22 protein-coding genes and 1 pseudogene are annotated in these 22,026 nt (G+C 71.4%); 1 reads left to right on the top strand and 22 read right to left on the bottom strand.

Annotation, left to right across the window (positions count from 1 at the left end; genetic code table 11):
• Window positions 1-156: 156 nt before the first annotated feature.
• The 13 genes and pseudogenes from metK to pyrR form a co-directional block, all read right to left on the bottom strand.
• The gene (gene metK, locus F3L20_RS10495; protein ID WP_145827890.1) at window positions 157-1,365 is read right to left on the bottom strand and encodes a methionine adenosyltransferase; all 1,209 of its coding nucleotides are present in this window, start codon (window positions 1,363-1,365) and stop codon (window positions 157-159) included.
• A 237-nt stretch (window positions 1,366-1,602) separates the two neighbouring features.
• Entirely contained in the window at window positions 1,603-2,805 is a 1,203-nt protein-coding gene (coaBC, locus tag F3L20_RS10490; RefSeq protein ID WP_150154010.1) for a bifunctional phosphopantothenoylcysteine decarboxylase/phosphopantothenate--cysteine ligase CoaBC, read from the bottom strand.
• Window positions 2,806-2,927: 122 nt separating this feature from the next.
• A complete protein-coding gene (gene rpoZ / locus F3L20_RS10485) occupies window positions 2,928-3,200 on the bottom strand; it encodes a DNA-directed RNA polymerase subunit omega (RefSeq protein ID WP_003988945.1) in 273 nt (90 codons plus the stop codon).
• Window positions 3,201-3,262: 62 nt separating this feature from the next.
• Window positions 3,263-3,856 (bottom strand): guanylate kinase, encoded by a 594-nt coding sequence (gene gmk, locus F3L20_RS10480; RefSeq protein ID WP_145827892.1) that lies wholly within the window; start codon window positions 3,854-3,856, stop codon window positions 3,263-3,265.
• A 60-nt stretch (window positions 3,857-3,916) separates the two neighbouring features.
• Complete coding sequence (locus tag F3L20_RS10475; RefSeq protein ID WP_003977346.1) at window positions 3,917-4,240, bottom strand: integration host factor; 324 nt, start codon at window positions 4,238-4,240, stop codon at window positions 3,917-3,919.
• A 257-nt stretch (window positions 4,241-4,497) separates the two neighbouring features.
• Entirely contained in the window at window positions 4,498-5,343 is an 846-nt protein-coding gene (gene pyrF / locus F3L20_RS10470) for an orotidine-5'-phosphate decarboxylase (protein ID WP_150154009.1), read from the bottom strand.
• Entirely contained in the window at window positions 5,340-6,446 is a 1,107-nt protein-coding gene (locus F3L20_RS10465) for a quinone-dependent dihydroorotate dehydrogenase (RefSeq protein WP_150154008.1), read from the bottom strand. The genes pyrF and F3L20_RS10465 overlap by 4 nt, the downstream gene beginning before the upstream one ends.
• 48 nt (window positions 6,447-6,494) lie before the next feature.
• Window positions 6,495-9,838 (bottom strand): annotated as a pseudogene (gene carB / locus F3L20_RS10460) (carbamoyl-phosphate synthase large subunit).
• Entirely contained in the window at window positions 9,831-10,973 is a 1,143-nt protein-coding gene (carA, locus tag F3L20_RS10455; RefSeq protein ID WP_150154007.1) for a glutamine-hydrolyzing carbamoyl-phosphate synthase small subunit, read from the bottom strand. Before carA ends, carB begins: the two are co-directional and overlap by 8 nt.
• Window positions 10,970-11,530 (bottom strand): hypothetical protein, encoded by a 561-nt coding sequence (locus F3L20_RS10450; protein ID WP_145827897.1) that lies wholly within the window; start codon window positions 11,528-11,530, stop codon window positions 10,970-10,972. Before F3L20_RS10450 ends, carA begins: the two co-directional genes overlap by 4 nt.
• Window positions 11,527-12,810 carry a dihydroorotase gene (locus tag F3L20_RS10445; RefSeq protein ID WP_150154006.1) on the bottom strand — a complete coding sequence of 428 codons (1,284 nt, stop codon included), beginning with the start codon at window positions 12,808-12,810 and terminating at the stop codon, window positions 11,527-11,529. Before F3L20_RS10445 ends, F3L20_RS10450 begins: the two co-directional genes overlap by 4 nt.
• Before the next feature lie 5 nt (window positions 12,811-12,815).
• On the bottom strand, window positions 12,816-13,802 hold the full coding sequence (locus tag F3L20_RS10440; RefSeq protein WP_145827899.1) for an aspartate carbamoyltransferase catalytic subunit: 987 nt from the start codon (window positions 13,800-13,802) through the stop codon (window positions 12,816-12,818).
• Window positions 13,803-13,908: 106 nt separating this feature from the next.
• Window positions 13,909-14,493, bottom strand: a complete 585-nt coding sequence (pyrR, locus tag F3L20_RS10435; protein WP_150154005.1) for a bifunctional pyr operon transcriptional regulator/uracil phosphoribosyltransferase PyrR — start codon at window positions 14,491-14,493, stop codon at window positions 13,909-13,911.
• Between the two features lie 262 nt (window positions 14,494-14,755).
• Here pyrR and bldD point away from each other — a divergent pair, with 262 nt between their 5' ends.
• A complete protein-coding gene (bldD, locus tag F3L20_RS10430) occupies window positions 14,756-15,259 on the top strand; it encodes a transcriptional regulator BldD (RefSeq protein WP_024887373.1) in 504 nt (167 codons plus the stop codon).
• A gap of 168 nt (window positions 15,260-15,427) precedes the next feature.
• On the opposite strand, the gene nusB is transcribed toward bldD, so the two are convergent.
• From nusB to F3L20_RS10390, 9 genes are all read right to left on the bottom strand, one after another.
• Window positions 15,428-15,859, bottom strand: a complete 432-nt coding sequence (nusB, locus tag F3L20_RS10425) for a transcription antitermination factor NusB (RefSeq protein ID WP_150154004.1) — start codon at window positions 15,857-15,859, stop codon at window positions 15,428-15,430.
• 2 nt (window positions 15,860-15,861) lie between these two features.
• Window positions 15,862-16,428 carry an elongation factor P gene (gene efp / locus F3L20_RS10420; RefSeq protein WP_006131211.1) on the bottom strand — a complete coding sequence of 189 codons (567 nt, stop codon included), beginning with the start codon at window positions 16,426-16,428 and terminating at the stop codon, window positions 15,862-15,864.
• A gap of 70 nt (window positions 16,429-16,498) precedes the next feature.
• Complete coding sequence (locus tag F3L20_RS10415) at window positions 16,499-17,602, bottom strand: aminopeptidase P family protein (RefSeq protein WP_150154003.1); 1,104 nt, start codon at window positions 17,600-17,602, stop codon at window positions 16,499-16,501.
• A gap of 122 nt (window positions 17,603-17,724) precedes the next feature.
• Complete coding sequence (locus F3L20_RS10410) at window positions 17,725-18,384, bottom strand: AAA family ATPase (RefSeq protein ID WP_150154002.1); 660 nt, start codon at window positions 18,382-18,384, stop codon at window positions 17,725-17,727.
• Complete coding sequence (locus F3L20_RS35580) at window positions 18,290-18,559, bottom strand: Pro-rich N-terminal domain-containing protein (RefSeq protein WP_431193188.1); 270 nt, start codon at window positions 18,557-18,559, stop codon at window positions 18,290-18,292. The genes F3L20_RS10410 and F3L20_RS35580 overlap by 95 nt, the downstream gene beginning before the upstream one ends.
• Window positions 18,560-18,689: 130 nt before the next feature.
• A complete protein-coding gene (aroB, locus tag F3L20_RS10405) occupies window positions 18,690-19,784 on the bottom strand; it encodes a 3-dehydroquinate synthase (RefSeq protein ID WP_150154001.1) in 1,095 nt (364 codons plus the stop codon).
• Entirely contained in the window at window positions 19,781-20,293 is a 513-nt protein-coding gene (locus F3L20_RS10400; protein WP_206338884.1) for a shikimate kinase, read from the bottom strand. Before F3L20_RS10400 ends, aroB begins: the two co-directional genes overlap by 4 nt.
• The gene (aroC, locus tag F3L20_RS10395) at window positions 20,290-21,474 is read right to left on the bottom strand and encodes a chorismate synthase (RefSeq protein WP_150154000.1); all 1,185 of its coding nucleotides are present in this window, start codon (window positions 21,472-21,474) and stop codon (window positions 20,290-20,292) included. Before aroC ends, F3L20_RS10400 begins: the two co-directional genes overlap by 4 nt.
• Before the next feature lie 180 nt (window positions 21,475-21,654).
• Window positions 21,655-22,005 (bottom strand): hypothetical protein, encoded by a 351-nt coding sequence (locus F3L20_RS10390; RefSeq protein WP_346768086.1) that lies wholly within the window; start codon window positions 22,003-22,005, stop codon window positions 21,655-21,657.
• Between the last annotated feature and the right edge of the window lie 21 nt (window positions 22,006-22,026).

Below are 22,026 nucleotides of genomic sequence, written 5' to 3'. Positions count from 1 at the left end.
AGCCTGGGGGGGATCCCAGCGGCACGGGTGGGCGCGACGGCACCCCCCAGGGCGGGCCGACCACCAGCCCGGCACAGCTCTCGAACACACCGAGGCCCGGTGCCCCTCCCGCTGGGGGAGGCGCACCGGGCCGAGGCGACGAAACAGCGTGCGGGGCTACAGCCCCGCGGCCTTCCGCAGCGCGTCCACGCGGTCGGTCCGCTCCCAGGTGAAGTCCGGCAGCTCACGGCCGAAGTGACCGTACGCGGCGGTCTGGGCGTAGATCGGCCGCAGCAGGTCCAGGTCGCGGATGATCGCGGCGGGACGGAGGTCGAAGACGTCGTCGATGGCCCGCTCGATCCGCTCGACGTCGACCTTGGCGGTGCCGAAGGTCTCAACGAACAGGCCCACCGGCTCGGCCTTGCCGATCGCGTAGGCCACCTGGACCTCGCAGCGCGCGGCGAGGCCGGCCGCCACCACGTTCTTCGCGACCCAGCGCATCGCGTACGCGGCGGAGCGGTCCACCTTGGACGGGTCCTTGCCGGAGAACGCGCCGCCGCCGTGGCGGGCCATGCCGCCGTAGGTGTCGATGATGATCTTGCGGCCGGTGAGGCCGGCGTCGCCCATCGGGCCGCCGATCTCGAAGCGGCCGGTGGGGTTCACCAGCAGGCGGTACTTCTCGGTGTCCAGCTTGATGCCGTCGTCGAGGAGCGCCTTCAGCTCCGGCTCCACCACGAACTCGCGGATGTCGGGCGCGAGCAGCGACTCCAGGTCGATGTCGGAGGCATGCTGCGAGGAGACGACCACGGTGTCCAGGCGGACCGCCTTGTCGCCGTCGTACTCGATGGTGACCTGGGTCTTGCCGTCCGGGCGCAGGTAGGGGATGGTCCCGTTCTTGCGGACGTCGGACAGGCGCTTGGACAGGCGGTGGGCGAGGAAGATCGGCAGCGGCATCAGCGTCGGCGTCTCGTCCGTCGCGTAGCCGAACATCAGGCCCTGGTCGCCGGCGCCCTGCCGGTCCAGCTCGTCGTCGTCGCCCTCGACACGGGTCTCGTACGCCGTGTCGACACCCTGGGCGATGTCCGGGGACTGCGCGCCGATCGACACCGAGACGCCGCAGGAGGCGCCGTCGAAGCCCTTCTTCGAGGAGTCGTAACCGATCTCCAGGATCTTGCTGCGCACCAGCGTCGCGATGTCCGCGTACGTCTTGGTGGTGACCTCACCGGCGACGTGCACCAGGCCGGTGGTGATCAGGGTCTCGACGGCGACCCGGGACGACGGGTCCTCGCGGAGCAACGCGTCGAGGATGGTGTCGCTGATCTGGTCAGCGATCTTGTCGGGGTGACCCTCGGTCACGGACTCCGAGGTGAACAGACGACGGGACACAATGCTCCCTGGGGTTGCAGCGGCTGCTGGCTGATCATGGGCGAACGGCGGGGGCTGCACCCGACGCCGTCCGTGGAACAGTTTATCGGTCGTGCCGCGCCACGGGTCCCCGCGTCTCGCCTCGCGAGAGGGCTGTGACCTGCGGCACGGGCATTCTCTCCGGGCGAGGCGCGGTTCGCCAGAGGCGCCACACCCCGGAGGAGGACGTTCCGAGGATGCGGGCCGTGGATGAGCCACTCATGCGAGGCGCTCGGCCACGAGGTCCCAGACGGTGTCGGCGAGGGCCTCCTTCGGGCCGTGCGGGACGGGCGTCTCGCTGCCGTCGGCGCCCAGCACCACGGCCTCGTTGGTCTCGGAACCGAAGGTCTTGGTCTCGCCCACCTCGTTCACCACGAGCAGGTCGCAGCCCTTGCGCTTGAGCTTGGCGCGGCCGTTGGCGAGGACGTCGTCGGTCTCCGCGGCGAAGCCCACGATCACCTGTCCGGACCTCACCCGGTCGCCGGAAACCTCCGCGAGAATGTCCGGATTCCGCACCAGGGTGATGGGCTCCGGCTCCTCGCCGTCCTTCTTCTTTATCTTCCCGGCCGCGTAGACCGCGGGGCGGAAGTCGGCGACGGCGGCGGCCATGACCACGGCGTCCGCGTCGGCGGCGGCGCTCACGACGGCCTCGCGCAGCTCCACGGCGGTCCCGACGCGGACGATGTCCACCCCGGCCGGGTCGGGCAGCGCGGTGTTGGCCGCGATCAGCGTGACGCGGGCGCCGCGGGCGGCGGCGGTGCGGGCGAGGGCGTAGCCCTGCTTGCCGGAGGAGCGGTTGCCGAGGAAGCGGACCGGGTCGAGGGGCTCGCGGGTGCCGCCGGCGCTCACGACGACGTGCCGGCCCGCGAGGTCGGGGTCGGCGGCGCCGCGTGCCAGGACGCGGCGGCAGACCTCGAAGATCTCGGCCGGGTCGGGCAGCCGGCCCTTGCCGGTGTCGACGCCGGTGAGGCGGCCGACAGCCGGCTCGATGACGACGGCGCCCCGGGAGCGCAGGGTGGCCACGTTCTCCTGGGTGGCCGGGTGCTCCCACATCTCGGTGTGCATGGCGGGGGCGAAGACCACCGGGCAGCGCGCGGTGAGCAGGGTGTTGGTCAGCAGGTCGTCGGCGAGGCCGTGGGCCGCCTTGGCGAGCATGTCCGCCGTGGCCGGGGCGACGACCACCAGGTCGGCGTGCTGGCCGATGCGGACGTGCGGCACCTCGTGGACGTCGTCCCAGACCTCGGTGGAGACGGGGTTGCCGGACAGGGCGGACCAGGTGGCGGCGCCGACGAAGTGCAGGGCGGAGGCGGTGGGGACGACGCGTACGTCGTGTCCCGACTCCGTGAGCCGCCGGAGCAGCTCACAGGCCTTGTAGGCGGCGATGCCGCCACTGACCCCCAGAACGACCTTCGGCTTGTCCACCGTCTCTCCCCGCGCCTCGGAAACCTGCTGCCATCCCCCATGAGACACCACAGGCCCGGCAGACGTGCTGCCGGGCCTGTGGAAAAGTCAGCTGCAAGCTGATGGTACGACGTACTGACCGATTACTGGGCGGGGCCTTCGACGGCCTCGGAGGTCAGCAGTCCCGCGTTGATCTCGCGCAGGGCGATCGAGAGCGGCTTCTCGTGGACGTGGGTGTCGACGAGAGGACCGACGTACTCGAGGAGACCCTCGCCGAGCTGCGAGTAGTACGCGTTGATCTGGCGGGCCCGCTTGGCCGCGTAGATCACGAGGCTGTACTTCGAGTCCGTGGCCTCGAGAAGCTCGTCGATCGGCGGGTTGATGATGCCCTCGGGCGCGGAGATGGAAGAGGACACGCTCTACCTTCCGATGGATGGGAAAGATTCTGTCGATCTGGTCTGCGGACGGTTGTCCACGATCACACGACGTTCATCAAGGCTAGCAGCTCGCGGGCGACCGCCTCGACGGAGGTGTTGACCAGGGTGGTGTCGAACTCCGGCTCGGCCGCGAGTTCGGTCCTCGCGGCCGCCAGGCGGCGCTCGATGACCTCGGGCGACTCGGTACCCCGGCCGGTGAGCCTGCGCACCAGCTCCTCCCAGGAGGGAGGGGCCAGGAAGACCAGCTGGGCCTCGGCCATGGACTCACGGACCTGCCGCGCGCCCTGGAGGTCGATCTCCAGGAGCACGGGCACACCCGCCTCCAGGTGCTCCAGCACCGCCGCGCGGGGCGTGCCGTAGCGGTTGCCGGCGAACTCGGCCCACTCCAGCAGCTCGCCGTTGGCGATCAGCTTGTCCATCTCCTCGTCGGTGACGAAGAAGTAGTGGACACCGTGCTGCTCACCGGGACGGGGCATGCGGGTCGTCGCCGACACCGAGAGCCAGACCTCGGGGTGTTCCTTGCGCATATGAGCGACGACCGTGCTCTTGCCGACCCCTGAGGGGCCGGAGAGCACGGTCAGCCGCGGACGATCGTCCGGGGGTACGGGGGACGTCCCCCGGGGTGTTGCAGCCATGCGGCGATTATTCCAGCAATCGCGGGCTGTCCGGGACGGAGGTCCCGGACGGTCCGGGACTCAGGAGCCGGTGCTGCCGAACTCGCGCTCCAGGGAGGCGATCTGGTTCGAACCGAGACCCCGCACGCGGCGGCTCTCGGAGATCCCCAGACGCTCCATGATCTGCTTGGCGCGGACCTTGCCCACGCCCGGCAGGGACTCGAGCAGGGCGGAGACCTTCATCTTGCCGATGACGTCGTTCTCCTGGCCCTGCTTGATGACCTCGTGCAGGGAGGCGCCGGAGTGCTTGAGTCGATTCTTGACCTCGGCCCGCTCCCGGCGAGCCGCGGCGGCCTTTTCGAGCGCGGCTGCGCGCTGTTCAGGGGTAAGGGGCGGAAGAGCCACGCCTACGTCACCTCGGATGTCGAACTGTCGGATACGGACCGGTGAGGAACCTAGTCGCCCCACACCTGGGGAGTCACGGGCAACACGTGTTGCCCGTTCACTCTCCGTCGGAGACTAGCGGCCATCGCCGCCTGAGTCAGCGAGAACAGCGGAAAAGTCCTGGTCAGCCTCCGCCAGGACGGACATTACAGACATATCACTGCGGATTTGAGGGTGTATCCAGAGTGCGACGACCACGGAGTTGCTCGTCGGACGTCTCAGGCGGCCGTCACGGCGGCCCGTATCCCGTCCGCGAACCGCTCCGCGGCGTCACGCAGAGCGACGACGTCGGGACCGTGGCGCAACACTCCCCGGCTGACGTTCGGCACGACGTTGCGCACCGCGCGCCCGAACACGGCCGGAAGGTCGGCCGCCGTGGCGCCCTGCGCGCCGATGCCCGGCGCCAGGATCGGCCCGCCCATGTCCAGGTCGTACGACGACAGGTCGCCGAGGGTCGCGCCGACCACGGCGCCGAAGGAGCCGAGCGGTTCCTCGCCGGCGTTCTCCAGCGCGAGGTGCGCGAGCATCGTCGCCCCGACGGTGCGCCCGTCGGGGCGCACCGCGTGCTGCACCTCGCCGCCCTCCGGGTTGGACGTCAGCGCCAGCACGAACAGTCCGGCGCCGGACTCCCGGGCCAACGCGACGGCGGGGCTCAGCGAGCCGTAGCCGAGGTACGGCGAGACGGTGAGGGCGTCGGAGAACAGCGGCGCGCCCTTGTGCAGGAACGACTCGGCGTAGGCGGCCATGGTGGAGCCGATGTCGCCGCGCTTGGCGTCCATGACGACGAGCGCCCCGGCCTCCCGGGCCTCGCGCACGGTCGTCTCCAGCACGGCGACGCCGCGCGAGCCGAACCGCTCGAAGAAGGCGCTCTGCGGCTTGAGCACGGCGACCCGGCCGGCGACGGCCTCGACGACCGTGCGGCTGAACCGCTCGAGACCGTTCACGTCGTCGTTCAGGCCCCACTCGGCGAGCAGCGAGGCGTGCGGGTCGATGCCCACGCACAGCGGTCCCCGCTCGTCCATCGCACGGCGCAGCCGCAGTCCGAAGGGATCCGGTCCGGTCATGTCGTGGTCCTCACGTCGGCGCCCACCGCGTCGGCGAGCGTGGCGTAGGGGCTGGTGCGCAGCCGCGCGGCGAGCCCCTTGTGGATGGCGCGGGCCCAGAAGGGGCCTTGGTAGATGAACGCGCTGTACCCCTGGACCAGCGTGGCGCCTGCCAGGATGCGCTGCCAGGCGTCCTCGGCGTTCTCGACGCCGCCCACGCCGATCAGCGTGATCCGGTCGCCCACGCGCGCGTAGAGGCGGCGCAGCACCTCGAGGGAGCGTGCCTTGAGGGGCGCGCCGGACAGTCCGCCGGTCTCCTGGACCACGGACGGGTCCGAGGTCAGGCCGAGGCCCTCGCGGGCGATGGTGGTGTTGGTGGCGATGATGCCGTCGAGGCCGAGTTCCACGGCGAGGTCCGCGACGGCGTCGACGTCCTCGTCGGCCAGGTCGGGGGCGATCTTCACCAGCAGCGGCACCCGGCGGGCCGGTACCGCGCGGTCGGCGGCCTCGCGGACGGCGGTGAGCAGCGGGCGGAGCTGGTCCACGGCCTGGAGGCTGCGCAGTCCGGGGGTGTTCGGGGACGAGACGTTGACGACCAGGTAGTCGGCGTGCGGGGCGAGCCGCTCGGCGGACTTCACGTAGTCGGCGGCGGCCTCGGACTCCGGGACGACCTTGGTCTTGCCGATGTTGACGCCCACGACCGTGCGGAAGACCGGTGTGCGGGAGGCCAGGCGGGCGGCGACGGCGAGCGAGCCGTCGTTGTTGAAGCCCATGCGGTTGATCAGCGCCCGGTCGGCGACCAGCCGGAACAGCCGCTTCCTGGGGTTGCCGGGCTGCGGTTCGCCGGTGACCGTGCCGATCTCGACGTGGTCGAAGCCGAGCATCGCCAGGCCGTCGATCCCGACGGCGTTCTTGTCGAAGCCGGCGGCCAGGCCGAAGGGGCTGTGCAGCCGCAGTCCGAGGGCCTCGGTGCGCAGCTCCTGGTGGCGGGGGGCGAGCACGGCGGCGACGAAGGTGCGCAGGACCGGGACGCGCGCGACGCGGCGGATCCAGCGGAAGGCCAGGTGGTGGGCCTGCTCCGGGTCCATGCGGGAGAAGAGCAGGGTGAACAGAATCCTGTACATGGTGTCCTCATGAAGCGGGGGACACCGTTTCCGGTGTCCCCCTGGGGGCTACTGGTCCTCGCGGGCCGCTGTCAGGTGTTCCGCGTGTTCCTGGAGCGAGCGGACTCCCACGTCGCCCCGGTTGAGCGCGTCGATGCCCTGGACCGCGGCGGCGAGCGCCTGGACCGTGGTCAGGCAGGGCACCGAGCGGGCCACGGCCGCGGTGCGACCGTGGTCAGGCGTACGGCCGCGGTGCGGATCTCGTAGCCGTCGAGCCGGCCCCCCGTGCCGTACGGGGTGTTGACGATGAGGTCGACCTCCCCGTCGTGGATGAGCTGGACGATGGTCTTCTCACCGTTGGGTCCGGTGCCCTCGAACTGTTTACGCACGACGGTGGCCTTGATGCCGTTGCGCTTGAGGACCTCGGCGGTGCCGGAGGTGGCCAGCAGCTCGAAGCCGTGCGCCACCAGCTCGCGCGCCGGGAAGATCATCGAGCGCTTGTCGCGGTTGGCGACCGAGATGAACGCGCGGCCCTTGGTGGGCAGCGGCCCGTAGGCGCCGGCCTGCGACTTGGCGTAAGCCGTGCCGAAGACGCTGTCGATGCCCATGACCTCGCCGGTGGAGCGCATCTCCGGGCCGAGGACCGTGTCGACGCCGCGGCCGTGGATGTCCCGGAAGCGGGACCACGGCATCACGGCCTCCTTGACGGAGATCGGCGCGTCCAGCGGCAGCTCGCCGCCGTCGCCGGTGGCCGGGAGGATGCCCTCGGCTCGCAGCTCGGCGACGGTGGCGCCCAGCGAGATGCGGGCGGCGGCCTTGGCCAGCGGCACCGCGGTCGCCTTCGAGGTGAAGGGGACGGTGCGCGAGGCGCGCGGGTTGGCCTCCAGGACGTAGAGGATGTCCCCGGCGAGGGCGAACTGGATGTTGATCAGTCCGCGCACGCCCACCCCGCGCGCGATGGCCTCGGTGGAGGCGCGCAGCCGCTTGATGTCGAAGCCGCCGAGGGTGATCGGAGGCAGGGCGCACGCCGAGTCGCCGGAGTGGATGCCGGCCTCTTCGATGTGCTCCATGACGCCGCCGAGATAAAGCTCCTCGCCGTCGTACAGGGCGTCGACGTCGATCTCGATGGCGTCGTCGAGGAAGCGGTCGACGAGGACCGGCCGGGAGGGGCTGATCTCCGTCGACTCGGCGATGTAGCTCTCCAGCCGGGTCTCGTCGTAGACGATCTCCATGCCGCGGCCGCCGAGCACGTACGACGGGCGCACCAGGACCGGGTAGCCGATCTCGTCGGCGATGGCCTTGGCCTCGGCGAAGGTGGTGGCGGTGCCGTGCTTGGGGGCGGGCAGGCCGGCCTCCTTGAGGACCCGGCCGAAGGCGCCGCGGTCCTCGGCGGCGTGGATCGCCTCCGGGGGCGTGCCGACGACCGGCACGCCGTTGTCCTTGAGGGCCTGGGACAGGCCGAGCGGGGTCTGGCCGCCGAGCTGCACGACGACGCCCGCGACCGGTCCGGCCTGCTGCTCGGCGTGCACGATCTCCAGGACGTCCTCCAGGGTGAGCGGCTCGAAGTAGAGCCGGTCGGAGGTGTCGTAGTCGGTGGAGACGGTCTCGGGGTTGCAGTTGACCATCACGGTCTCGTAGCCGGCGTCGCTCAGGGCGAAGGAGGCGTGGACGCAGGAGTAGTCGAACTCGATGCCCTGGCCGATGCGGTTGGGACCGGAGCCGAGGATGATGACGGCCGGCTTCTCGCGCGGCGCGACCTCGGTCTCCTCGTCGTAGGAGGAGTAGAAGTACGGCGTCCGCGCGGCGAACTCGGCGGCGCAGGTGTCGACCGTCTTGTAGACCGGGCGGATGCCGAGGGCGTGCCGGACCTCGCGGACGACGTCCTCGCGCAGGCCCCGGATCTCACCGATCTGCTGGTCGGAGAAGCCGTGCCGCTTGGCCTCGGCGAGCAGGCCGGGGGTGAGCTCGGGGGCGGCGGCCAGCTCGTCGGCGATCTCCTTGATGAGGAAGAGCTGGTCGACGAACCACGGGTCGATCTTCGTGGCGTCGAAGACCTCCTCGGGGGTGGCGCCCGCGCGGATGGCCTGCATGACGGCGTTGATGCGGCCGTCGGTGGGCCGGACGGCCTCGCGCAGCAGTTCGGCCTTGTCGCCGGGCTCGCCGGTGAAGGTGAACTGGCTGCCCTTCTTCTCCAGGGAGCGCAGCGCCTTCTGGAAGGCCTCGGTGAAGTTGCGGCCGATGGCCATGGCCTCGCCGACCGACTTCATGGTGGTGGTGAGGGTGGAGTCGGCGCTCGGGAACTTCTCGAAGGCGAACCGCGGGGCCTTCACGACCACGTAGTCGAGGGTCGGCTCGAAGGAGGCCGGGGTCTCCTGCGTGATGTCGTTCGGGATCTCGTCGAGGGTGTAGCCGACGGCGAGCTTGGCGGCGATCTTGGCGATGGGGAAGCCGGTCGCCTTGGAGGCGAGCGCGGAGGAGCGCGAGACGCGGGGGTTCATCTCGATGACGATGACCCGGCCGTCCTCGGGGTTCACCGCGAACTGGATGTTGCAGCCGCCGGTGTCGACACCGACCTCGCGGATGATCGCGATGCCGACGTCGCGCAGCACCTGGTACTCGCGGTCGGTCAGCGTCATCGCCGGGGCGACGGTGATCGAGTCGCCGGTGTGCACACCCATGGGGTCGAAGTTCTCGATGGAGCAGACGACCACGACGTTGTCGTTCTTGTCGCGCATCAGCTCCAGCTCGTACTCCTTCCAGCCGAGGATGGACTCCTCGAGGAGCACCTCGGTGGTCGGCGAGAGGGTGAGGCCCTGGCCGGCGATGCGGCGCAGTTCCTCCTCGTCGTGCGCGAAGCCGGAGCCGGCGCCGCCCATGGTGAAGGACGGGCGGACGACGACGGGGTAGCCGCCGAGCTCCTCGACGCCCTTGAGGACGTCGTCCATGGAGTGGCAGATGTAGGAGCGGGCGGACTCGCCGTGGCCGATCTTGCGGCGGACCTCCTCGACGACCTCCTTGAACAGGTCGCGGTCCTCGCCCTTGTTGATGGCCTCGACGTTGGCGCCGATCAGCTCGACGCCGTACTTCTCCAGGACGCCGTTGCCGTGCAGGGAGATCGCGGTGTTCAGGGCCGTCTGGCCGCCCAGGGTGGGCAGCAGGGCGTCCGGCTGCTCCTTGGCGATGATCTTCTCGACGAACTCGGGCGTGATCGGCTCGACGTAGGTGGCGTCGGCGATCTCCGGGTCGGTCATGATCGTCGCCGGGTTGGAGTTGACCAGGATCACACGCAGGCCCTCGGCCTTGAGCACGCGGCAGGCCTGGGTGCCGGAGTAGTCGAACTCCGCGGCCTGGCCGATGACGATCGGGCCGGAGCCGATGACCAGGACGGACTGGATATCGGTGCGCTTAGGCACGCTGGCCCTCCATCAGGGAGACGAAGCGGTCGAACAGGTACGCGGCGTCGTGCGGGCCCGCTGCCGCTTCGGGGTGGTACTGGACGCTGAAGGCCGGCTTGTCGAGCAGTTGGAGGCCCTCCACCACGTTGTCGTTGAGGCAGACGTGGGACACCTCGGCGCGGCCGAACGGGGTGTCGGAGACCTTGTCGAGCGGGGCGTCCACGGCGAAGCCGTGGTTGTGCGCGGTGACCTCGACCTTGCCGGTCGTACGGTCCTGCACCGGCTGGTTGATGCCACGGTGGCCGTACTTCAGCTTGAAGGTGCCGAAGCCGAGGGCGCGGCCGAGGATCTGGTTGCCGAAGCAGATGCCGAACAGGGGGGTGCCGCGCTCCAGCACGCCCCGCATCACGGAGACGGGGTGGTCGGCGGTGGCGGGGTCGCCGGGGCCGTTGGAGAAGAACACGCCGTCCGGGTTGACCGCGTAGACGTCGTCGACGGTCGCGGTGGCCGGCAGCACGTGCACCTCGATGCCGCGCTCGGCCATGCGCTGCGGGGTCATGCCCTTGATGCCGAGGTCGACGGCGGCGACGGTGAACTTCTTCTCACCGACCGCGGGGACGACGTACGGCTCGGTGGTGGCGACCTCGGCGGAGAGGTCGGCGCCCTTCATCTCGGGCGCCTCCTGGACGCGGGCGAGCAGCGCCGCGTCGTCGCGCACCGCGTCGCCGCTGAAGATGCCGACGCGCATGGCGCCGCGCTCACGCAGGTGGCGGGTGAGGGCGCGGGTGTCGATGCCGCTGATGCCGACGACGCCCTGGGCGGCCAGCTCCTCGTCGAGCGTGCGGCGTGAGCGCCAGTTGGAGGGCACGCGCGCGGGGTCGCGCACCACATAGCCGGAGACCCAGATCCGCTTGGACTCGGCGTCCTCGTCGTTGACGCCGGTGTTGCCGACGTGCGGGGCGGTCATCACCACGACCTGCCGGTGGTACGACGGGTCGGTGAGGGTCTCCTGGTAGCCGGTCATGCCGGTGGAGAACACCGCTTCGCCGAAGGTCTCCCCCACCGCCCCGTAGGAGCGGCCGCGGAAGATCCGGCCGTCCTCCAGGACGAGAACGGCGGGAACCTTGTCGGCTCCCCTGGTGGAGGTTGTCATCGTGCGCCTTCCGTCTTGTTGATCATGTTGGTGAGGGCTTCCACCCAGTCGTTGTGCTCGGCGGCGTGGTCGGACCGGAAGCCCGAGTCGATCAGCCGCTCGCCGTGCGCCCAGGTGACGACCAGCAGGCCGCCCTCGGTGAGGACCTTGCCGGCGATGCCCTTGTCGAGCCGGGCCTCGCGCAGCGCGTCCGCCGGGATGAAGAAGTCGTCCGCCCCGGGGCGTACGACGTCCAGTCCGGCGTCGGTCAGGGTGAGCTCGGCCCGGCTGCGGGTGCCCAGACCGTGCGCCACGATGCGGTCGAGCCACTGGCCGGCGGTGGTGGACCCGTGGTAGCGGCCGCTCATGGTCAGTGTCGCCGGGCCGGGGTCGTCCGGCGCGCTGTGCAGCTCCGGCAGGTCGCTCTGGAGCGTCCCTCGCCACTTCCAGCCCTCGCGCATCAGCCAGTAGACGAGCGCGACGAAGAGGGCGAGTCCGACGACCCAGCCGATCCGGGCGGCCCAGTCGGTCACTTCCGCCGATTCCTTCTCGGCGGCCAGCAGGAGTACAGGTGTCACGTGAGCTTCCCGTCGACGAGCGTGGCCTTGCCCCGCAGCCAGGTGTGCGTGACACGGCCCGGCAGTTCGCGACCCTCGTAGGGGGTGTTGCGGCTGCGCGAGGCGAAGCCCGCGGGGTCCACCGATCCACGGTATGCCGTGTCGACGAGGGTGAGGTTGGCGGGCTCACCTGCCGAGACGGGGCGGCCGTGCCCCTCGGCCCGTCCGATACGGGCGGGCGCGTGGGACATGCGCTCGGCGACACCGGCCCAGTCCAGCAGGCCCGTGTCCACCATCGTCTCCTGGACCACCGACAGCGCGGTCTCCAGGCCGACCATCCCCATGGCGGCGGCGGCCCACTCGCAGTCCTTGTCCTCGTGCGGTGCGGGCGTGGTCGTGGCGACGATGTCGATCGTGCCGTCGGCGAGCGCCTCGCGCAGGGCCAGGACGTCGCGCTCGGTGCGCAGCGGCGGGTTGACCTTGTAGACCGGGTTGTACGAGCGCACCAGCTCGTCGGTGAGCAGCAGGTGGTGCGGGGTGACCTCGGCGGTGACGCGGATGCCGCGGGACTTGGCCCAGCGGACGATCTCCACGGACCCGGCGGTCGACAGGTGGCAGATGTGGACGCGGGAGCCGACGTGCTCGGCGAGCAGCACGTCCCGGGCGATGATCGACTCCTCGGCGACGGCCGGCCAGCCGCCGAGACCCAGCTCGGCGGAGACGACGCCCTCGTTCATCTGGGCGCCCTCGGTGAGCCGGGGTTCCTGGGCGTGCTGGGCGACGACCCCGTCGAAGGCCTTCACGTACTCCAGGGCGCGGCGCATGATCACCGCGTCGTGGACGCACTTGCCGTCGTCGGAGAAGACGGTGACGCCGGCCGCGGACTCGTGCATGGCGCCGAGTTCGGCGAGCTTCTGGCCGTCCAGGCCGACGGTGACGGCGCCGACGGGCCGCACGTCGCAGTAGCCGTGCTCCTTGCCGAGCCGCCAGACCTGCTCGACGACACCGGCGGTGTCGGCGACCGGGAAGGTGTTGGCCATGGCGAACACGGCGGTGTAGCCGCCGCTCGCGGCCGCCCGGGTGCCGGTCAGGACGGTCTCGGAGTCCTCGCGGCCGGGCTCGCGCAGGTGGGTGTGCAGGTCGACCAGGCCCGGCAGCAGCACCTTGCCGCCGGCCTCGACGACCTCCGCGCCGTCGGCGGAGAGCCCGGTGCCGACCTGGATGATCGTTTCGCCGTCGATCAGGACGTCCTGCGGCTCGCCGCCGAGCACCTGCGCACCACGGATCACGGTCTTGCTCATCGTTCTCACTTCTCCTCGGCGGTACGGGCGGGGGTGCTCGGGGCCTGGAACTCGGCTCCGCCGAGCAGCAGGTACAGGACGGCCATCCGGATGGAGACGCCGTTGGTGACCTGTTCGATCACGGTGCAGCGGTCGGAGTCCGCGACCTCGGCGGTGATCTCCATGCCGCGGACCATCGGGCCGGGGTGCATCACGATCGCGTGCTCGGGCATCCGCGCCATGCGCTCGCCGTCGAGGCCGTAGCGGCGCGAGTACTCCCGCTCGGTGGGGAAGAACGCGGCGTTCATCCGCTCGCGCTGGACGCGCAGCATCATCACCGCGTCCGACTTGGGCAGCGTGGAGTCCAGGTCGTACGACACCTCGCAGGGCCAGGTCTCGACGCCGACCGGGAGCAGGGTGGGCGGGGCGACGAGGGTGACCTCGGCACCGAGCGTGTGCAGCAGGTCGACGTTGGAGCGGGCGACCCGGCTGTGCAGGACGTCGCCGACGAGCGTGATGCGGCGGCCGTTCAGGTCGTGCCCGAGCCCGGCGTCACGGCCGACGAGCCGGCGCCGCATGGTGAAGGCGTCGAGCAGCGCCTGGGTGGGGTGCTGGTGGGTGCCGTCGCCCGCGTTGATGACGTGCGCGTCGATCCAGCCGGAGGTGGCGAGCCGGTAGGGGGCGCCGGAGGCGCCGTGCCGGATGACGACCGCGTCGACGCCCATGGCCTCCAGCGTCTGGGCGGTGTCCTTCAGGGACTCGCCCTTGGAGACGCTGGAGCCCTTGGCGGTGAAGTTGATGACGTCCGCGGACAGCCGCTTCTCGGCGGCCTCGAAGGAGATCCGGGTCCGGGTGGAGTCCTCGAAGAAGAGGTTGACGACGGTGCGGCCGCGCAGGGTGGGGAGTTTCTTGATCGGCCGGTCTGCGACCCGGGCCATCTCCTCGGCGGTGTCGAGGATGAGGACGGCGTCGTCGCGGGTGAGGTCGGCGGCCGAGATGAGATGACGCTGCATCTGTCAGGCTCCGTAAAAGCAGTTCAATGAGGCGAAATCGGGCAGACGGGTACGCGCGGGGGCGTGCCGCGCCGGCGCACACCGGTCCGGCGCGCGCTTCGCGGTGCTACTGGGGGATCTGCTTGGCGCCGAGCAGCACGGTGTCGCGGCCGTCCTCCTCGGCGAGCAGGACCTTGACCGTCTCCCGCAGCGACGTGGGGAGGTTCTTGCCGACGTAGTCGGCGCGGATGGGCAGTTCGCGGTGGCCGCGGTCGACGAGCACCGCCAGCTGCACCGCGCGGGGGCGCCCGATGTCGTTCAGGGCGTCGAGGGCGGCGCGGATGGTGCGGCCGGAGAAGAGCACGTCGTCGACGAGGACGACCAGCTTGCCGTCGAGGCCGTCACCGGGGATCTCGGTGCGGGCCAGCGCACGCGGCGGCTGCAGACGCAGGTCGTCGCGGTACATGGTGATGTCGAGGGAGCCGACCGGGACCTTGCGCTCGGTGATCTGCTCGAGCTTCTCGGCGAGCCGCCGGGCGAGGAAGACGCCTCGGGTCGGGATGCCGAGGAGCACCACGTCGTCGGCGCCCTTGGCGCGTTCGACGATCTCGTGGGCGATACGCGTCATGACCCGCGCGATGTCGGGGGCCTCGAGAACGGGCCGTGCGTCCGGCCGCGAGGAATGCGGCGGTTGCGGTTCGAGCTTGTCCATACGAAACGGACCTCCTTCTCCGCCTCACGGGACGGACCTTAAAGGACGTCGGATGTGCGTTCCTCAGGCTAACAGGTCGGCCCCCGGCCGCAGCGACACCCCCGTCACCCGGATGGAGCAGCCGATCTTCGCTACCACGGAAGAGTCGGTGTGGACCATTCGGCTTGACGCACGAGAGTAACGCTGCGTAACCTCACAGTGAGTTACCAGCCGCGCGGCATGGAATCCAGCCATCCGCGTCGACACAGTGCCGGGGAGCTATATGTCCAGCGAATACGCCAAACAGCTCGGGGCCAAGCTCCGGGCGATCCGCACCCAGCAGGGCCTTTCCCTCCACGGTGTCGAGGAGAAGTCCCAGGGCCGCTGGAAGGCGGTCGTGGTCGGTTCGTACGAGCGCGGCGACCGCGCCGTGACCGTGCAGCGCCTCGCGGAGCTGGCGGACTTCTACGGCGTTCCGGTGCAGGAGCTGCTGCCGGGCACCACCCCGGGCGGGGCCGCCGAGCCGCCGCCGAAGCTGGTCCTGGACCTGGAGCGGCTGGCCACGGTGCCGGCCGAGAAGGCGGGCCCGCTGCAGCGCTACGCGGCGACGATCCAGTCGCAGCGCGGCGACTACAACGGCAAGGTGCTGTCGATCCGCCAGGACGACCTGCGCACGCTCGCCGTCATCTACGACCAGTCGCCGTCGGTCCTCACGGAGCAGCTGATCAGCTGGGGCGTGCTGGACGCGGACGCGCGCCGTGCGGTGGCCTCGCACGAGGACGTGTAGGCGCTCCGCGGGGGCGCAGAAACGTGCCGCCGGGGTGGCCGGACCTTTCGGGACCGGCCACCCCGGCGGTTTTCTGTCTGCCGGCTGCGGTTGACTTCGGGTGCGGGCCGTCTGTGGCTGAGCGCGCTGTCCCCCTCGCCCCTGAGGGGCACTTGCCGACGGGGCGGCTTACTGGTCGCGGCGCAGTGAGGGCTTGAGTTCCTTCAGGCGGCCGAGGAGGCCGTTCACGAACGAGGGCGACTCGTCCGTGGAGAACTCCTTCGCCAGCTGCACCATCTCGTCCAGGACGACCGCGTCCGGCGTCTCGTCGACCCAGATCAGCTCGTACGCGCCGAGCCGCAGGATGGAGCGGTCCACGACCGGCATCCGGTCGAGCGTCCAGCCGACCGAGTACTGGGCGATCAGCTCGTCGATACGCTTCGCGTGTTCCGCGTAGCCCTCGACGAGCTGCATCGTGTACTCGCTCACCGGCGGCTGCCGGGTGTCGGACCGGGAGTGCCGGATCCAGTCGGCGAGGACCGTGAGGACCTCGGTGCCGCGCTGGTCGCCCTCGAAGATGATCTGGAAGGCGCGCTTGCGGGCCGTGTTGCGGGCAGCCACGGTTAGCTGTTCACCCGGCCGAGGTAGTCGCTCGTGCGGGTGTCGACCTTGATCTTCTCACCGGTGGTGATGAAGAGGGGGACCTGGATCTGGTGGCCGGTCTCCAGCGTGGCGGGCTTGGTGCCGCCGGTGGAGCGGTCGCCCTGGACGCCCGGCTCGGTCTCCTGGATCGTCAGCTCGACGGCGGCCGGCAGCTCCACGAAGAGCACCTCGCCCTCGTGCTGGGCGACGGTGGCGGTGAAGCCCTCGACGAGGAAGTTGGCGGCGTCGCCGACGGCCTTGCGGTCGACCATGAGCTGGTCGTAGGTCTCCATGTCCATGAAGACGAAGTAGTCGCCGTCCATGTAGGAGAACTGCATGTCGCGCTTGTCGACGGTGGCCGTTTCGACCTTGACGCCGGCGTTGAAGGTCTTGTCGACGACCTTGCCGGAGAGCACGTTCTTGAGCTTGGTGCGCACGAAGGCCGGGCCCTTGCCGGGCTTGACGTGCTGGAACTCGACGACGGACCAGAGCTGGCCGCCTTCGAGCTTGAGCACCATGCCGTTCTTGAGGTCGTTCGTGGAAGCCACGGTTGCGGAATCTCCTGGACTGGACTGACGTGGACGACGGCCGGGGCGAAGGCAGGCGCACTGCGCGAGGCTAGAGCGCGAGCAGCTCCTTGGTCGTGATGGTGAGTAGCTCGGGTCCGCCGTCCGCCTCGGGGCGCACGACGAGCGTGTCATCGATCCGGACTCCGCCCCGGCCGGGGAGGTGGACCCCCGGCTCGACGGTGACCGGCACGCAAGCGTCCAGTTTACCCATGGCCGCCGGGGTCAATTGAGGGTCCTCGTCGATTTCGAGTCCGACGCCGTGACCGGTGAGGACGGGGAGCGCCTCGGCGTACCCGGCGGAGTCCAGGACCTGGCGCGCCGCACGGTCCACGTCACGGCATGCGGCGCCGGGGGCGAGGGACTCGCGTCCCGCGCGCTGGGCGGAGAAGACCAGGTCGTACAGCTCGATCTGCCAGTCCGCGGGGGCCGTGCCGATGACGAAGGTACGGCCGATCTCGCAGCGGTAGCCGCGGTAGGTGGCCCCGAGACAGACGGAGAGGAAGTCGCCCTCCTCGACGCGGCGGTCGGTGGGGCGGTGGCCGGGCGGCCGGCGTGGGGCCGGTGGCCACGGAGGTGGGAAGGCCGGTCCGTCGGCGCCGTGGTCGACCAGGCGGCGCTCCAGCTCCAGGGCGAGGTGGCGTTCGGTGCGGCCGACCAGGATGGACTCCAGGAGTTCGCCCAGCGCCTGGTCGGCGATCTCCGCGCCGATGCGGAGGCAGGAGATCTCCTCCTCGTCCTTGACGACGCGCAGCTGTTCCACGGCGCCCGCGACCCCGGTGAGGCGCAGACGGGGGGCCGCCTCGCCGATCGCCCGGTGCCGGGTGACGGTGAGGTGGTGTTCCTCCACGGCGAGGGCGTCGACGTCCTGGGCCGTGGCGAGGGCGGCGGCCTCGACGGCCGGGTCGCCGCCGATGCCGGACATGAGGTGGAGGCGGAGCGCCTCGTCGGGGCGGCTGTGCGGGGTGCGGTCGTCCGGGGGTTCCGGGCAGACCAGTACGTCCTCGGTCCTGCCGAGCAGGAGCACGGCGTTCTCGGGGGCGGCACCGGCGAGGTAGCGCACGTTGGCGGGCCGGGACACCAGCGCTGCCGTGCTGCCGCTCGCGTTGCAGCGTTCCCGTAGCCGCGTCCGGCGGACCGCGTAGACCTCAGACATGGTTCGAGCGTAGGAGGGGTGGCGCGATGTCGCCGGTCGGGCGGGGCCGAGTGGGGGTGAGCCCCGCACCGGGCACGGCGCTGAGTCCGCTCAGGACGGCCGGGGCCGGGCCTGGGGGGCGGTCACCACTTGGGCGGGCTGGCTATCGCGCGGGTGAGGACGTCGTCGAGGATGCGGGCCGTTTCGGGTATGTCCAGCTGGGAGTTGTCGATGATGGGCAGGCCCGAGCCGTACCAGCCGGCCATGCGGCCGTGGATGCGGGCCACCTCCTCGTCGCCGAGGCGGCGGTTGCCGGTGCGTTCCGCGTTGCGCTCCAGGACGACGTCCAGGCCGGGGAGGAGGACGACGGGCAGCAGGCCGGGTCCGACGTGCCGCTTCCAGCCGCCGAGGCCGACGACCGGGCGGTCGGGGAAGACCGCGTCGTCGAGGATGCACGAGATGCCGTTGGCCAGGAAGTTGCGGGCGGCGAAGCCGCAGGTGCGGCGGGCCAGGCGGTACTGGGCCTCGGAGTGGTCGTTCCACCCGGTCTGGGGGTCGGCGAAACCGGAGCGGACCCACTCGCGCACGTCGTCGAGGCTGATGTGGGCGGTGGGCACCCGGCGGTGGTCCGCCCAGTACTTGGCCACGCTGGTCTTGCCGGCGCCCGCGGGACCGATCAGCAGGACGGCGAGGGTCGTCGCGCCCGGGTCAGGGGTCGCCGGGGCCTGCGGCAGGCTCGGCATGCCGACCGGGCCGCCGGGCGGCAGCGTGACATGGCCGGTGGAGTCCGGCGGCGGAGGCATGGAGGCGTGCACCGGTCCCGCAGGGGGGGGGCGCGGGAATCCGCGGGCGGCGGGCGTCGGGGGGCGGGCCCTGCGGGTGCTGACCTGGGTGGTGCGCGGCCGGTGACCAGCCGGCGGCGGGTCCGTGCCCCGGCTGGTGGGGCGGCGGCAGCGGAGAACCCACTGCGTGCTGCATCCGGTGCCACTCCGTCTCGTACAGGCAATGGGTCGCTGACAGCGGGGGTGTCGTCCCGCGAACCGAACGGTACCGCCCCCTGCCGTCGTTGTGTGAACGGCCGGGGGCGGTGACGAGTGCCCGTCGGGCGCTACTCCCCCACCTCGCCGTAGGCGGCGAGCAGGACGGCCGGGTCGGGGCCCTCCAGCACGGTGGGCTTGGCGAGGCCGTCGAGGACGACGAAGCGCAGCAGGTTGCCGCGGGACTTCTTGTCGACCTTCATGTTCTCCAGCAGCTTGGGCCACTGGTCGTAGCGGTAGGCGAGGGGCAGGCCCACGGACTCCAGGACCGTGCGGTGACGGTCGGCGGTGGCGTCGTCCAGGCGGCCCGCCAGCCGGCCCAGTTCGGCGGCGAAGTGCATGCCGACGGCAACGGCCGCGCCGTGGCGCCACTTGTAGCGCTCGTTCTTCTCGATGGCGTGGCCGAGGGTGTGGCCGTAGTTGAGGATCTCGCGGAGACCGGACTCCTTGAGGTCGGAGGAGACCACGTCGGCCTTCACCCGGATCGAGCGCTCGATGAGCTCGGCGGTGTGGGGCCCCGCGGGTGTACGGGCGGCCTCGGGGTCGGACTCGATGAGGTCCAGGATCACCGGGTCGGCGATGAAGCCGGCCTTGATGACCTCGGCGAGCCCGGAGACGTAGTCGTGGACCGGGAGGGAGTCGAGGGCGGCGAGGTCGCACAGGACACCGGCGGGCGGGTGGAAGGCGCCCACGAGGTTCTTGCCCTCGGCGGTGTTGATGCCGGTCTTCCCGCCGACGGCCGCGTCGACCATGCCGAGGACGGTGGTCGGCACGGCGACCCAGCGGACGCCGCGCAGCCAGGTCGCGGCGACGAAGCCGGCCAGGTCGGTGGTGGCGCCGCCGCCGACCCCGACGACGGCGTCGGTGCGGGTGAAGCCGGACTGGCCGAGGGCCTTCCAGCAGTAGGCGGCGACCTCGGCGGTCTTGGCCTCCTCCGCGTTCGGCACCTGGATGGCGACGGCCTCGTAGCCCTGTCCGGCGAGGTCCGCGCGCAGCGCTTCGCCGGTCTCGGCGAGGGCCTCCGGGTGCACGATCGCCACCCGCTGGGCCTTCTCCCCGATCAGCCCGGCGAGTTCACCGAGCAGCTGCCGGCCCACCAGGACGTCGTAGGGCTCGGTGCCCGCCGTGCCCGCGACATGAATGCGGGTCACTGCCTCGTTGCTCATGCTTCCTTCAGCTCCAGTGCGTCCAGGACCGCGTCGGTGACCTCTTCGGGCGTGCGTCCGTCGGTCGGTACGACGGCGGTGGCCGCCTCCTCGTACAGGTGCCGGCGGGCCTCCATCAGCTCGCGCCACTGCTTGCGCGGGTTGACGGCGAGCAGCGGGCGGGCGGCTCCGAGGCCGGTGCGGCGGACCGCCTCCTCGACGTCCATCGACAGGTAGACCACTCGCTGTCCGGCGAGCAGCGCGCGGGTGCCGGCGTCGAGGATCGCCCCGCCGCCCAGGGCGAGGACGCCGTCGTGCGTGGTGAGCGCCTCCTGGACGGCCCGCTTCTCCAGGGCGCGGAAGGCGGGCTCGCCGTCCTCGACGAAGATGTCGGCGACGGTGCGCCCCTCGGCGGCGACGATGTCCTCGTCGGTGTCCCGGTAGGCGACGCCGAGGCGCTGGGCGAGCAGCCCGCCCACGGTGGACTTGCCCACGCCCATCGGGCCGATCAGGACGAGGCGCGGGCTCACCGGACGGCCAGGTTCTCGAGGTACGAGGTGACGTTGCGGCGGGTCTCGGTGACGCTGTCGCCGCCGAACTTCTCCGCCACCGCGTCCGCCAGCACCAGGGCGACCATGGCCTCGGCGACGATGCCGGCGGCCGGGACGGCGGAGACGTCGGAGCGCTGGTGATGGGCCTGTGCGGCCTCGCCGGTGGTGACGTCGACCGTCTTCAGGGCGCGGGGGACGGTGGCGATCGGCTTCATCGCGGCGCGGCAGCGCAGCAGTTCACCGGTGGACAGGCCACCCTCGGTGCCGCCGGCGCGGCCGGAGACCCGCCGGATGCCCTCGGGCGTGTTCACGATCTCGTCGTGCGCCTTGGAGCCGGGGACGCGGGCGAGTTCGAAGCCGTCACCGATCTCGACGCCCTTGATGGCCTGGATGCCCATGAGGGCGCCGGCCAGCCGCGCGTCGAGCTTGCGGTCCCAGTGGACGTGCGAGCCGAGGCCCACCGGCACGCCGTAGGCGAGGATCTCGACCACGCCGCCGAGGGTGTCGCCGTCCTTGTGCGCCTGGTCGACCTCGGCGACCATCGCCTTCGAGGTGTCGGCGTCCAGGCAGCGCAGCGGGTCGGCGTCGAGCTTCTCGACGTCGGCCGGGGTGGGGTACACGCCCTGCGGGGCCCTGACGGAGCACAGTTCGACCACGTGGGAGACGATCTCGATGCCGGCCGTCGCCTTCAGGTACGACCGGGCGACCGCGCCGAGCGCCACCCGGGCGGCGGTCTCCCGGGCGGAGGCGCGCTCCAGGATCGGGCGGGCCTCGTCGAAGCCGTACTTCTGCATGCCGGCCAGGTCCGCGTGGCCGGGACGGGGCCGGGTCAGCGGGGCGTTGCGGGCCAGGCCCGCCAGCACCTCGGGGTCGACCGGGTCGGCCGCCATGACCTGCTCCCACTTCGGCCACTCGGTGTTGCCCACCATGACCGCGACCGGGGAGCCCAGGGTCAGGCCGTGCCGGACACCGCCCAGGAAGGTCACCTCGTCCCGCTCGAACTTCATCCGGGCACCGCGGCCGTAGCCCAGCCGCCGCCTCGCCAGGTGGTCCGCCACCATGTCCGTGGTGATCGGCACGCCGGCGGGAAGGCCCTCCAGCGTCGCGACGAGTGCGGGACCGTGGGACTCCCCCGCGGTCAGCCAGCGCAACCTGCTCAACGGTGCTCCTCCGTGTTCGCGCCCCGGTACTGCCCTGCGCACGCGCCTCTTCGCGTACGCATGCGGCGGGACGGGGTGCGCGGGTCCCGGTCCGCCGTGCTTCGATCCTCCCACGTCGGGCACGGTGCCCGGCCGCCGGTCCATCAGGCGGACGGCCGGGATCACGGGCCGGGCACCCGGTCAGGCCCGCTCGTCGCCCCCGCGCGCGGGCGCGCAGGCGCCGAGGAAGTCGGCCCCGCTCGGCCGGCGGGCGTCCCCGACGGTGGGCGCCGGTGCGTGGGCGCCGAGCGGGCCGTCGTCGCTGCCCCGCTGCGGGGCGTACGGGCCGAGGGAGTCGGCTCCGCCCGCCGGGCGCTGCGCGGCCGCCATGGCGCGAAGGGCGCGGCGGTGAACGATTCCGCGCCGGAGCTTGAGCACCCAGCCCGCCACGAAGGCCAGAACGACCAGGGCCCGTACGGTGATCTGCACCCAGTCGGGCAGGAAGCCCGGCACGGACTCGAAGATCTGGGTCTTCCAGGACGCCGGCGGCACGCCTTCGGACAGGGAAGAGGG

This window comes from Streptomyces tendae (assembly GCF_008632955.1).
GTDB lineage: Bacteria > Actinomycetota > Actinomycetes > Streptomycetales > Streptomycetaceae > Streptomyces.
The sequence above is the reverse complement of the archived record's forward strand: the minus strand, read 5'-3'. Positions and strand labels throughout refer to the sequence as shown.

Excerpts from the sequence above, each read along its gene's own strand:
- bldD (WP_024887373.1), top strand. The coding sequence starts at position 14,756 with ATGTCCAGCGAATACGCCAAACAGCTCGGGGCCAAGCTCCGGGCGATC.
- pyrF (WP_150154009.1), bottom strand. The coding sequence starts at position 5,343 with ATGACCGGACCGGATCCCTTCGGACTGCGGCTGCGCCGTGCGATGGAC.
- F3L20_RS35580 (WP_431193188.1), bottom strand. The coding sequence starts at position 18,559 with ATGCAGCACGCAGTGGGTTCTCCGCTGCCGCCGCCCCACCAGCCGGGG.
- F3L20_RS10445 (WP_150154006.1), bottom strand. The coding sequence starts at position 12,810 with ATGAGCAAGACCGTGATCCGTGGTGCGCAGGTGCTCGGCGGCGAGCCG.
- F3L20_RS10440 (WP_145827899.1), bottom strand. The coding sequence starts at position 13,802 with ATGCAGCGTCATCTCATCTCGGCCGCCGACCTCACCCGCGACGACGCC.
- aroB (WP_150154001.1), bottom strand. The coding sequence starts at position 19,784 with ATGAGCAACGAGGCAGTGACCCGCATTCATGTCGCGGGCACGGCGGGC.
- carA (WP_150154007.1), bottom strand. The coding sequence starts at position 10,973 with ATGACAACCTCCACCAGGGGAGCCGACAAGGTTCCCGCCGTTCTCGTC.
- gmk (WP_145827892.1), bottom strand. The coding sequence starts at position 3,856 with ATGGCTGCAACACCCCGGGGGACGTCCCCCGTACCCCCGGACGATCGT.
- F3L20_RS10415 (WP_150154003.1), bottom strand. The coding sequence starts at position 17,602 with ATGTCTGAGGTCTACGCGGTCCGCCGGACGCGGCTACGGGAACGCTGC.
- F3L20_RS10465 (WP_150154008.1), bottom strand. The coding sequence starts at position 6,446 with ATGTACAGGATTCTGTTCACCCTGCTCTTCTCCCGCATGGACCCGGAG.
- pyrR (WP_150154005.1), bottom strand. The coding sequence starts at position 14,493 with ATGGACAAGCTCGAACCGCAACCGCCGCATTCCTCGCGGCCGGACGCA.
- F3L20_RS10410 (WP_150154002.1), bottom strand. The coding sequence starts at position 18,384 with ATGCCTCCGCCGCCGGACTCCACCGGCCATGTCACGCTGCCGCCCGGC.